Source organism: Lactobacillus mulieris (assembly GCF_007095465.1).
Taxonomy (GTDB): domain Bacteria; phylum Bacillota; class Bacilli; order Lactobacillales; family Lactobacillaceae; genus Lactobacillus; species Lactobacillus mulieris.
The window spans coordinates 26,577-39,222 of the sequence record NZ_SDGL01000005.1; the positions used below are offsets into that span (position 1 = coordinate 26,577).

Consider the following 12,646-nt stretch of genomic DNA (forward strand, 5'->3'; position numbering starts at 1 on the left):
TTTATTCTGCCTTACTTTCACCAATTCGATTGAATAATGGTTGAACAATTAACCACAGAATTACAGATGTAATTATCATAAAAATTGTTCCTGCTTCTTCTGTTGTACCAACATTAAAAAACATAAAGTTAAAACCGTTAATAGCAATTATTAACCCAATTATAACAAGAATTATTTCAATAATATTTTCAAAAATTTTGTTTCCAGAAAAAGGTAATAGAGAAATAATTCCATATTTACAGATTTCAACTAATGCAGTGAATAAAAGCCATGCTAAACAAAAGAATGTCAAAAATACTAAATCATTGAGAAATTCAAATTTTGCATCAAAAAGTAATCTTAAACCATTTAAGACCTGGTTACTTGCCCATAAATAAGATACAACATAAGAAATAAAAGTTAACAATAATTGCCCAATAAATAGATAGGCACAAGCTAGCAATGTACTCAACCACTGTGCAGTAAATATTTTGGTACTTGATAAAGGAACCAATTGCCAAGTTTGCTTTCTTAAATCTTTAGCAAAGTAATATATACACCATACAAAAAAGAGTAAATCAAATTTATAAAGTGTTGATGAAAAACTCATAACTAGTGGTAGACCTTTATCTTCAGGAACAAGTGAAAAATCTACGAAGCTCCAAGCTCTACCTGTAATTAAAAATACAGCTAAAATTAAGCTTATTAAAAAATACCCCAATAAGGTGATTTTGGCTTGATTTTTTTTAGTCTGAAAAAGAGAATCCGTTAAAGCTAACACCTTAGCTCCCTCCTTTATACAGCCTTGGCTTCAAAGAATTTTTGATAAATCCAAGTATCAACAATAGACCCTATTAATACAAAAATTCCAGTTTCTGCAACACTGAGCCACAATACCAATAAATTGACTTGTCGATCAATAATGCCCTTTTCGAAAACATTTGAAAAAGTATTAATAAAGTATGTAAGAATTGCGTAAAGCACTATTGCGAAAATAAAACGTAATAAGCCAACTAATTTCTTACTCTTAAAGCCCGGCAACAAATTAACAATTGTTTTTGAAGAAAAGCTCAAGAAATTAATCATCAAAGAAAAACTAATTAATCCTAAAGCTATTAATAAAGCTATGCCCAATCCATATAGAGCAATTTCACCAATAGGTAGCTGTCCTAGGGTTTTACCTACCGAAATATCTTTTAATTCTGGCTTACTTGCCGCAAATGCTACTGATATTAAAATTGCGCAAGTTCCTAAATCAAGTAATGCCATATAAAAAAGTGTTACATAAGTTGTCAAAATATTAGCTAAAAAGAATTTTTTAGAACTAATTGGCAAAAGTTGCCATGTTTGTGACTCATACATTTTTATTTCATCAATAAATAAAATGCACCAACTAATTAACAACGCAAAGAAACTTGTAGTTAAAGCAATAACTTCATAGCTAACAAAAATTGATTGAAATTCTTTTGCATTTACCAAATACAAATATGTTCCAATTGCCATAATCGCTGCTAATTGAATCAGGTAAATCATTAAAATCTTTTTAGCTTTTTTTGCTTGAAGTAGCTTAAATACTGTACTAAAACTCGTCATTTTATCCTCCATTTCTAATTAGCCTTGGCTTCAAAGAATCTCTTTAAAAGATATAAGTTGACTGCTGTAATGACTAAAATAAACAATAAAGAAATTCCATTACTTGTCCATAAAGCACTTAATCCAGAACTTGATAAAGCTGCCAAAGGATTATCCTTTATTTTTAAAAGTGATTCAAAGGCAAAACTAGAAACATTACCAATAATCAAATAACCAATTATTCCAATAATTATTCGAACTAAATTTACTAAGTTCTTACTCTTAAATCCTGGTAATAAATTGACAATCACTTGCGATACCATTACTAAAAAGATAATTATTACCATGAAACTAATTGCTGATAGTACAAATAAACATCCTAATGAAATCATGTAGACTGCCATTTGCCCTAATACAGAAGTTGATGTAGGGTTATTAAGAGCTTTCGATATTTCAGAAAAATTTATTGGATAAGAAACTGCAAATGCTCCCAAAATTAGCCCAAAATTTATAACTTGAAATACTAAAAATAATGCTATTGCTAAATAAGTAGTTAATTGATTTGTTAAATATAACTTAATTGACGAAACTGGCATTAGTTGCCAAGTTTGACTTTTATAGCTTTTTATTTCTTTATTGAGCAAATAAAAGTATAAAAACAAACCAGCTAAAACAAGTGTGATAGCTTCAGCTAAAAACGCACTTTCATAAGGTAGCCTAACACTATTAGAAAATTGAAAGTATAGTCCAATTGCAATCATTCCAACTAATTGCACTAAATATATCCAACTTGCAATTTTTAACTTAGGTAGCTGCATTACCTTAAATAACTTACTAAAAGAGGTCATTTATTCTTCCCCCTCATAAAAGGCTTGGTAGAAGGATTCAATACTGGTATTCTCACTTCTAATTTGATCAGCACTTTGATGAGTTAAAATTCTGTTATCTTTCAAAATAATAACTTCATCAAGCAAAGTTGCAATTTCATTAACAAAATGGTCAGAAATCAAAATAGTAGCATTGTCATCTTTCCACAAAATAATAGAATTAATAATCTTCTTTCTTGCCATTGGGTCAATTCCTGAAAATGGTTCATCTAAAAGATACAAATCTGCTTTTCTAGCAAATGTTAAAGCAATTACCAACTTTTCACGCATCCCCCGTGAAAGTTGACCTAAACGCATATCAGGTGATAACTTCATGAATTCACGTAATTTAGTAAATTCTTCTAAATCAAAATCAGAATAAATAGTTTCATAAAACTTAATTACATGTTTAATTTTGGTTGAATCTGAAAAACCAGTTAGTTTATCTGTAAATGCTAATTTAGCTTTTTTCTCTGCTTCACCACTTTTTCCTGCCACTTTAATACTACCGGACCAATTCTTGGCAACGCCAGCAATGCAACGCATTAAAGTAGTCTTACCTGCACCATTTTCTCCTAACAAGGCAACAATTTTTCCTTGGGCGAGATCTAAATTAATATTATCCAGAATTACTTTTTGATTTTTCTTGTAAGTTAAATTTTGAATTTCTAATGCTTTGTTCATTACTTTTCTCCTAAACTCTCTAAATATTCTGATAGTGTTGGAACAAGTTCGTCATTCTTGATGCCTAAACGATGCATGTTTTCGACAAAATCATCTAATTCTCGCGTTAATAACTCTTTTTTGGTCTTTTCTAAAAGAGCAGTATCTTCAGTAACAAAATTACCTTCTCCACGTTTGGTAAATAAAATCCCCTGATTATTCATCTCTTGCAATGCTCTTTGAACTGTATTGACGTTAACCGTTAAATCAACAGCTAGCTGTCTAACAGATGGAATTCTTTGACCAGCTGGTAATTCTCCTTGCACTATGAGCCGATATAAATATTGCTCAATTTGAATATAAATAGGCACATTGTCTTTAAATTCCATATTCTCGCCTCATTTATTGTGTTAGTCGTGTAATACACTATTATGTTATCTTAACTTATACTTTTTTGCAAGTAGATAGTTTTTATGTTTCACAATTTTTCATTTATTGATATTTTCCAAAAAAATAAGCCAACAAATACCTATATATCAGTATTTATCAGCTATATTTTTTATTAATTAGTATTAGTGCATAACTTTTTCTTAATTTTTTATTATCAAAGAAGCTTTATATATCAATAATAAAAAATTATTCATTAAAGCAAAGTAAAAATATTTATATTAATTTTGTTTCACTACTTGCTTCTTTCTGCGTGTAATTCTGCCATTTTAACCATTACATCGACAGCTTTCCACATAGATTCAAGCACAGTATATTCAAAGCGACCATGCATGTTTTCTTCACCAGCAAATAAGTTTGGACAAGGAAGCCCCATGTAAGTTAATTGAGAACCATCAGTACCACCACGTACTGGATCTTCATTGATTGTCAAGCCTTCAGCCTTGTAAGCATCACGAGCCAAATCTACAACTTCCATGTGCTTCTTAAGTTCATCAGCCATGTTGTAGTATTGGTCCCACATCTTGAGCTTAAGACGTTCTTCGCCAAATTCATCGTTCATTTTCTTTACAATTGATTTAACCAAGTTCTTACGAGCTTCAAGGCCATCACGTTCAAAGTCACGAATAATGTAGTCAAGGTGAGCATTATCAACGGTACCTTGGAAGTTCATCAAGTGGTAGAATCCTTCTCTACCTTCAGTTTGTTCTGGGACTTCATTTTGTGGCAATGAGTTTTGGAAGTTAATACCAACTTGAATAGCATTAATCATTTGGCCTTTAGCAACAGCTGGGTGAACATTAACTCCTTGAATGTCGAGTCCAAATTGTGCAGCTGAAAAAGTACCCCAGTCAAGTTTACCAGGTGCTTCACCATCAACAGTGTAAGCAAAATCAGCTCCAAAATCTTCAACATCAAAGTGTCCAGCACCAGTACCGATTTCTTCATCTGGAGTAAAGCCTAAGCGAATACGACCGTGCTTAATTTCAGGATGAGCAAGCAGATATTCAGCAAATGTTACTAATTCACTAACACCACACTTGTCATCCCCATCAAGTAAGGTATCACCTGAGGCAGAAATAATAGTTTGACCTTTATATTTCTTCATATTAGGGAAAACTGCTGGATCTAAGTAAAATTCACTATCACCTAATTGAATCTTACTTTCTCCATCATAGTTTTCTGTGATTTGAGGTTTAATGTTTTCACTATTAAAATCAGCTGTATCACAGTGTGCTAAAAAGCCCATAACTGGCATATCGTAGTCAACATTTGATGGAATTTCAGCAATTAAAACACCAGCTTTTTCATTATAATGAATGTCTGATAGGCCTAGTTCTTCCAAATCTTTCTTGATAACCATTTGGAAATCAACTTCACGTTGAGTTGATGGGAAACGGTCAGCGTGTTCATCAGAACGAGAATTGATTTTTACATATTTCAAAAAACGTGGTAGTAAATTTGGATATTCCATAATTATTTCTTCTTTCTTACATTAAATCTTGGAATGGATCAGTTGATTCTTGGGAGATTACAATCTCAACTGGCCAATTTTCACTAGCCTTGAAATCATCAAGCACTTCAGCACATTTTGTCTTGAAAAGACTTTCGGTGTAGTGACCAGGGTCAACTACTGTTAAACCACTAGAAATCATATCATGACCAACGTGGTAGTAGACGTCCCCAGTGATATATGCATCCAAGTTATCTTTCAGAGCATCACGCCAGAACTTGCCACCATCACCACATACAAAACCAACTGTTGATATTATTTTATCATTATTAGCTGTGATTAGGCGAACAAAGTCAACATTCATTTGCTTTTTGGTGTAATAAGCAAAATCAATTGCTTTCATCGGTTTGGGTAGTTTCCCCTTTCGGCCAACTGCAATCCCATCATCATCAATTGCAAAAGGCTCAATATTAGTTAAACCTAATTCCTCTGCTTGCCAATCACTTGAACCATTTTCGGCCTTATCTGAATTAGTATGGATAGAATAAACGGTAATTCCGTGAGCAATAATTTTTCCATACATTGCATTTTGTGGATCACTGAAGTCTAAATTTCTAGCAGGTCTAAACATTACTGGGTGGTGAGAAATAATTAAATCGACACCTTTTTTTATTGCTTCGTCAACCACATTTGGGCGCACATCAAGTGTAGTCATAATTTTAGTAACTTCTGCATCAACTGAGCCAATTTGAAGTCCAACAGGATCTCCGCTGCTCGCAATATTTTCAGGAAAACGTTCATTTAATTTAGCAATTATATCTTTAACTTTAGTCATTTTCTAGCTCTCCTTCAATAAACTTAATTCTTTGTTCAACTTCAGAAATGCGGGCCATATCTTTATTTTTAGCCTTATTTAAATTGAGTAACAATTGCTTTTGATAAGCTAGTTGATTAGTCCATTTTTTTGTAAAAACAGCAGTTTTTTCCTTTAACAAAAATGGACCAAAGAGAAGTTCCTTATCAGTTAGTGAATGTTTGCTAGTAGTTAATGTAGCTTTAATCAATTCATAGATATGCCCAGCTGTATCAATTATCTCTTCTTGAATAATCTGGTAATTATTTTCCATTAACCATTTTCTAACACGTGGTTCACCAATATTTGGTTCCAAGATTAAAGTAGGATATAAGTTTCCATTTACTTTAGCTGTTTCAAGCAAATCAGACATTAACTTTCCACCCATTCCAGCGATAACAACTGTCTGGATATTGTCTTCTGGTCTTAACGTTTCTAAACCACTACCAAGTCTTGTTTCTATATTTTTACTTAAACCTGCTGCAAGAATGTCAGTTTTGGCATTATCTAGTGGCCCTTCAGCAACATCTGAAGCAATTGCAAAGTCAATTTTCCCTGATTTAACCAAATCAATTGGTAAGTATGCATGATCCGTTCCTATATCAGCTAAACGTGTATTTTCGTCTACCATTGCCGCCAAATGGGCAAGTCTTGTTTCAAGCATGCTATCCCTCCTATTAATTGATTGTATCAAAAAAGCTCTTGCTAATGGGGAAATAATATTAAGTAAAAAAAACAGATAGCAAATGCTATCTGTTATTTCTTTATTAATCTAAGAAATCCTTTAATTGGTTTGATCTACTTGGGTGACGTAATTTACGTAAAGCCTTTGCTTCAATCTGACGAATACGTTCACGAGTAACTCCAAACACCTTACCAACTTCTTCCAAGGTTCTAGTCCGGCCATCATCTAAACCGAAACGTAAGCGAAGAACGTTTTCTTCACGATCAGTTAATGTATCAAGTACTTCTTCAAGTTGTTCCTTAAGCATTTCATATGAAGCATGTTGTTCAGGACTAGTTGCATCCTTATCTTCAATAAAGTCACCTAAGTGTGAATCGTCTTCTTCACCAATTGGTGTTTCAAGAGAAACTGGTTCTTGGGCAATCTTTAAGATATCACGTACCTTATCTGTTCCCATGTCCATTTCTGCACCAATTTCTTCAGGCGTTGGTTCACGTCCTAAATCTTGTAAAAGTTGACGTTGAATTCTGATTAACTTGTTAATTGTTTCAACCATGTGAACTGGAATTCTAATTGTTCTAGCCTGGTCTGCAATTGCACGTGTAATTGCTTGACGAATCCACCAAGTAGCATAAGTTGAAAACTTGAAACCAAGCTTATAGTTAAACTTGTCAACAGCCTTCATTAACCCCATATTACCTTCTTGGATTAAGTCTAGGAATTGCATTCCACGACCAACATAACGTTTAGCAATTGAAACAACTAATCTCAAGTTAGCTTCTGCAAGTTCTTGCTTTGCTTCTTCATCACCATCTTGAATTCTCTTAGCAAGAGCAATTTCTTCATCAGCATTCAAAAGAGGAACCCGACCAATTTCCTTTAAGTACATTCTAACTGGGTCATTCATTCGCACACTTGCAGGTGCAGATAAATCTTTAAGTTCTTCTTTTTCAACATCTTTCTGCTTCTTTAAGGCTAAGTTTGATGGTTCACCGTTTGCATCAACGATACTGATTCCATTATCTTCGAATTCTTGAACCAGTTGGTCAACAGCCTTGCCCTCAAGCTTGTATGGCTTGATTAACTTTTCAGTAAAGTCGGTTTCAGTAATCTCTTTACTCTTTTTGACTTCTTTGACAAGTTCTTTAACTTTTTTGTCTAAAGTCATATCTGCCATTAATAAGCCTCCCTAATTGTTATTGCGTTTTGCATTAATAATCATTTCTAAAGTTTTAAGCACTTGATCTTCATCTTGTCTACGTTGAGCATCCTGCAATTGCATTTGCAAATTGCTAATTTTCCGTTGAGTGTCAAGCTTTTTGAGTGATGCCAACAATCCATCGACTTCTTCTTTAGAAAAGTCTTCAGGCATTGTCATCATTTCCATGTTATCTATTATACCCTTTAAATCATCAGGAATAAAATCATAGAAACTGTTAATTGTAGCATTATCATGTGTTTCTTCAAAATCAAGCCAAGATTCAGCCAATTTGGCATAGCTTTCATCTGGAAAGAGAAAATGTAAGTCCAGCAAATAATTTCTAACCTTTTCAGAGTGAACAAATAAATAAAACAGTCTAACAAGAGCTGGATTAGCATTATGCAGTGTTGCTACTTGAGTCTTACTTTGTTCTTCAGGTTCAAAATCATATTGTTTTTTTCTTCTTTCAGCTACTCGAAGTTTGCGTCCTTCTCTCAGCAAACTCACTTTCAATGAGTCTTCTGAAACACCTACCTTTTTGGCAAGCTTAGTAACATAAAGATCCCGTTCAACAGGATTATTGAGCGGTGCAATCAATTTAACTGCTTCATCTAAATAAGCTAATTTTTCACGATCATTTGAAAAATTATACTTTAATTCCAACCGTTTTAAGAAAAAGTCAGTTGGCGTAATCGCACCTTTAACTTCATCTTGGTAGCGCTCAGGGCCATATTTTTTTACATATTCGTCTGGATCAAGCCCTTCTGGCAAGGAAACTACGCCAACTTGAAAGCCACCAACTGTTTCAAACATATGACTTGCTCTCTCAATTGCGTGCTGTCCAGGCTCATCACCATCATAGTTAATAATGATATTGCGACTAATACGTTTAAGTAAATATACCTGATCATCAGTCAAGCTAGTTCCCATCGAAGCAATCCCTGTCTTAATCCCAGCCTTATAGGCTGCAATTACATCCATATATCCTTCATATAAAACAAGGTGCTTTTCAGTTCGCGCTGCCTTTTTAGCTTCTTTTAAGTGAAATAGGACCTTAGATTTATTAAAAATTTCAGTTTCCGGACTATTTAAGTATTTCGCTAATTCTTTATTATTAGAAATTCTTCGTCCAGAAAAACCGACTATATACCCTACTTCATCTGCTAAAGGAAACATCAATCGATCACGAAAACGATCAAATAATTGTCCATTTTCATTTTGAGAAAAGAGCCCGCTTTTAGCAAGCACTGTATCATCGTATCCTTTACCACGTAAAAAAGTTAATAATAGATGATCACTATTTGGTGCATATCCGATTTGGAAGTGTTCAAGTAAATCTTCAGATAATTCACGCTCTTTAGCATAATTTAGAGCTCGCTCACCTGCTTTACTAGTTAGTAATACTTGATGAAAAAAATCACAGGCATCTTGATGAACTTTTTTCAAAGGACTTAATGGCTTCATCTCAGATTGATAGCCACTTGGCATTGCTAAATTGGCCATTTTTGCTACTTCAGCCACTGCTTCTGGAAAGCTTAAGCCTTCCTTATACTGCATAAAACTAAAGACATTACCACCCTTACCACATCCAAAGCACTTAAAAAACTGCTTATCTTCACTAACAGTAAATGATGGGGTCTTTTCTTGATGAAAAGGACAAAGGCCTACGTAGTCTTTGCCCCTTTTTTCAAGTGATACATACTGACTTATTACGTCAACAATATTGATACTATTTCGTACCTCATTGATAAAATCTTCTGGGATGCGTCCTGCCAATTGTATCACCTCTTTCAATAGACACTTGTCTTTATTTTATAACAAAGCATTTTATTTAATAACTAACTTGCTTAATGCACCTAAACGAGTAGCTAATTCATTGATTTGGCTTAATTGTGCCAAGCGATTATTTTTAACTGCTTCATCTTTAGCCATAATCATATTTACTTCAAAGTATCTGTCAATTACTTTTTGCATTGAAACAAATGCTTCATACAATTCTGTAAAGTTATCAATTGCTTGCAAGTTTTGACTAGCTAAATATAATTCGTTTTCTGAATTATCTTCAAATAAATCGCTCTTAACTACACTATCGCCTTTATATTTAGCCTTCTTCAAAATATTTTCGATTCGAATTAAACTTTCAACTACAGGCTTAAATTCTGGTGAATCGTGATGTGCTTGCAATACTTTAGCTGCTGCTAAAATTCGACTTGGATCCTTTTGACTAGAATGAAGAACTGCATCAATTACATCATACTTGTAATTATTTGTTTGCAAAAATTGTTTAATTCTATCACGAATGAAGAGTGAAATTTCTTCATCTTCTTGGCCAGTCTTAGGCATCTTAGCCTTTGTCTTACCATCAAGCAATTCAACCATTTCTGGCAAAGCCTTATCAATTGCTAGTGACCAATTTTGGTTAAGTAAAATTCTAACGATTCCATATGCATATCTTCTAAGAGCATATGGATCATTTGATGATGTTGGAATCATACCAGCAGCGAAGAAAGTAATAATATTATCAAATTTATCTGCAACTGACAATAATGCACCAACTTCACTAGTTGGTAATTCGCCTTCTGCAGTAAGAGGCATATAGTGTTCCTTAATTGCAAGAGCAACATCTTTATTTTCACCAGCAAGCTCTGCATAGTGCATCCCCATTACCCCTTGAAGTTCAGCAAACTCACCAACCATTTGAGTAACTAAATCAAATTTATAAAGTTCACTAGCACGATCAAAGTTCTTAATAACTCCATCACTTAATCCAAATTTCTTGGCCAAGTATTCACCAATGATACGTACACGTACTAATTTCTCAGCCATTGAACCAATTTTATCGTGGAATGAAACTTTATCAAGTCTTGAAACAAAATGACTAAGTGGGTATTTCTTATCTTCATCATAGAAGAACTTAGCATCATCTAAACGAGCAACTAATACCTTTTCATTTCCGCTAATAACATTTTCAAGGAATTCTTTATTACCATTACGAACTGAAATGAAGTGGTTAATTAATTTGCCATCTTGATCATAAACTTCAAAGTATCTTTGATTATCTTTCATAGATGTAATCAAAACTTCATCTGGAATATTTAAGTAACTTTCATCAAAGCTACCTGCAAATACAGTTGGATATTCAACCAAGTTCGTTACTTCTTCCAATAAGCTGGCATCAAGCTTAACTTTCCAATTGTTTTCAGCAACTAATTGATCAATTTGGTTAACAATCATTGTCTTGCGTTCAGCAGCATCGGCAATTACGAATTGGCCTTTCAAAGCTTCTTCATAATCATCACTATTTGCTAAAATAACGCTATCACCTAAAAAGCGGTGGCCCATTGTTTTACGTCCAGCTGTGATGTCTAAAATTTTAACAGGTACTACTTCACTACCGAATAATGAAACTAACCAATGAATTGGACGTACAAATTCAAAGTCATTGCTGCCCCAGCGCATTTTAGTTGGGAAAGTCATCGCCTTAATAATGTCGCTCATGCCCAGTAAAATATCAGTGGCAAGTTTGCCTGCTTTTTGAACATGAACATAAGCATATTCAGTTCCCTTTAATTCCTCAAAGTAAATATCATCAGTCGTCATTCCTTGACCACGAACAAAACCTTGAGCAGCTTTAGTAAAATTACCCTCACTATCTAAAGCAATCTTCTTTGCAGGGCCTTTTTTTATTTCATCAATATCTGCTTGCTTTTCAGCTAAATCTTGCACCAAAATCGTTAAACGGCGAGGAGTTGAAAAAGTCTTAATTGCTTTAAATTCCAAGCCATTATCTTTCAAGAACTTACTAGTACGATCTGCTAATTGTTTTACACTTCTAGAAACAACATGAGCTGGCATTTCTTCAGTGCCAATTTCAAATAAATAATCTTTAGTCATTTTCACTCTCCGCCTTTTCTACTTCTGCGCTCTTAAGTAAAGGGAATCCTCTCTTTTCACGTTCTTCAACAAAGCATTGAGCAACTTCATGGGCCATATTTCTAATTCTTGCTAAGTAACCAGCTCTTTCAGTAACAGAAACAGCACCACGTGCATCAAGCAAGTTGAATGTGTGACTACACTTCAAGATATAGTCATATGCTGGGTGAACTAAGTTCTTGCCAAGCAATTCTTTAGCTGTTGCTTCATAAGTGTCAAAGAATTGTAACAATTCTTCTTGATTACTTTCTTCAAATGCATATTTAGAATGTTCATATTCTGGTTCTTTGAAGATATCACGGTATAAAATTCCATTACCCCATTCAAGATCAAAGACACTGTTAACATCTTGAATATATGAAGCCAATCTTTCAACACCATAAGTAATTTCACTCATAGTTGGCTTAACATCTAATTCACCAACAACTTGGAAGTAAGTGAATTGTGAAACTTCCATCCCATCAAGCCATACTTCCCAACCAACACCGGCACAACCCATTGATGGGTTTTCCCAGTTATCTTCAACAAAACGAATATCATGTTCTAAAGGTTCAATTCCCAAAACACGAAGACTATCTAAATAATATTGTTGAATATCAATTGGTGCAGGTTTAATAACAGCTTGGAATTGGTGGTGTTGGAATAACCGGTTAGGGTTGTCACCGTATCTACCGTCAGCTGGTCTTCTTGATGGCTCAACATAACATGCAGCCCAAGGTTCTGGACCTACTGCACGTAAAAAAGTATACGGACTCATAGTTCCTGCCCCTTTTTCAACATCGTAAGAAGGCATAATCATGCAACCTTTAGAAGCCCAAAATTGTTCTAATTTAAAAATCATATCTTGGACATTTAATTTCTTATTTGTCATCTAATTTCCTCCTGTGCAAAGGCATAAAAAAAGCCTATGCAAAATTTTGCATAGGGACGATTGAATCGCGGTTCCACCCTAATTCAGGAAGCTATCGTTTCCTGCTCTTAATTAAGTTGACTA

12 protein-coding genes are annotated in these 12,646 nt (G+C 34.0%); all 12 read right to left on the reverse strand.

Annotation, left to right across the window (positions count from 1 at the left end; all coding sequences use genetic code 11):
- Position 1: 1 nt before the first annotated feature.
- Positions 2–760 (reverse strand): hypothetical protein, encoded by a 759-nt coding sequence (locus ETI37_RS02950; RefSeq protein ID WP_006586779.1) that lies wholly within the window; start codon positions 758–760, stop codon positions 2–4.
- A gap of 14 nt (positions 761–774) precedes the next feature.
- Positions 775–1,572, reverse strand: coding sequence for a hypothetical protein (locus ETI37_RS02955; RefSeq protein ID WP_022091166.1), 798 nt, complete (start codon positions 1,570–1,572; stop codon positions 775–777).
- 14 nt (positions 1,573–1,586) lie between these two features.
- Positions 1,587–2,399 (reverse strand): hypothetical protein, encoded by an 813-nt coding sequence (locus tag ETI37_RS02960; protein WP_006586781.1) that lies wholly within the window; start codon positions 2,397–2,399, stop codon positions 1,587–1,589.
- Positions 2,400–3,101, reverse strand: coding sequence for an ABC transporter ATP-binding protein (locus tag ETI37_RS02965; protein ID WP_006586782.1), 702 nt, complete (start codon positions 3,099–3,101; stop codon positions 2,400–2,402).
- Positions 3,101–3,469, reverse strand: coding sequence for a GntR family transcriptional regulator (locus tag ETI37_RS02970; RefSeq protein WP_006586783.1), 369 nt, complete (start codon positions 3,467–3,469; stop codon positions 3,101–3,103). The genes ETI37_RS02965 and ETI37_RS02970 overlap by 1 nt, the downstream gene beginning before the upstream one ends.
- 293 nt (positions 3,470–3,762) lie before the next feature.
- Positions 3,763–5,001, reverse strand: a complete 1,239-nt coding sequence (pepT, locus tag ETI37_RS02975) for a peptidase T (RefSeq protein ID WP_143458389.1) — start codon at positions 4,999–5,001, stop codon at positions 3,763–3,765.
- A gap of 16 nt (positions 5,002–5,017) precedes the next feature.
- Positions 5,018–5,815: a Nif3-like dinuclear metal center hexameric protein gene (locus ETI37_RS02980; RefSeq protein ID WP_006586785.1), complete on the reverse strand. Its 798-nt coding sequence runs from the start codon at positions 5,813–5,815 to the stop codon at positions 5,018–5,020.
- Positions 5,808–6,497 (reverse strand): tRNA (adenine(22)-N(1))-methyltransferase, encoded by a 690-nt coding sequence (locus ETI37_RS02985; protein WP_006586786.1) that lies wholly within the window; start codon positions 6,495–6,497, stop codon positions 5,808–5,810. The genes ETI37_RS02980 and ETI37_RS02985 overlap by 8 nt, the downstream gene beginning before the upstream one ends.
- A gap of 103 nt (positions 6,498–6,600) precedes the next feature.
- Positions 6,601–7,695 (reverse strand): RNA polymerase sigma factor RpoD, encoded by a 1,095-nt coding sequence (gene rpoD / locus ETI37_RS02990; protein WP_006586787.1) that lies wholly within the window; start codon positions 7,693–7,695, stop codon positions 6,601–6,603.
- A gap of 12 nt (positions 7,696–7,707) precedes the next feature.
- The gene (gene dnaG, locus ETI37_RS02995; RefSeq protein ID WP_022091167.1) at positions 7,708–9,495 is read right to left on the reverse strand and encodes a DNA primase; all 1,788 of its coding nucleotides are present in this window, start codon (positions 9,493–9,495) and stop codon (positions 7,708–7,710) included.
- Positions 9,496–9,546: 51 nt separating this feature from the next.
- A complete protein-coding gene (glyS, locus tag ETI37_RS03000) occupies positions 9,547–11,613 on the reverse strand; it encodes a glycine--tRNA ligase subunit beta (protein ID WP_006586789.1) in 2,067 nt (688 codons plus the stop codon).
- Complete coding sequence (glyQ, locus tag ETI37_RS03005) at positions 11,606–12,523, reverse strand: glycine--tRNA ligase subunit alpha (RefSeq protein ID WP_006584805.1); 918 nt, start codon at positions 12,521–12,523, stop codon at positions 11,606–11,608. Before glyQ ends, glyS begins: the two co-directional genes overlap by 8 nt.
- Between the last annotated feature and the right edge of the window lie 123 nt (positions 12,524–12,646).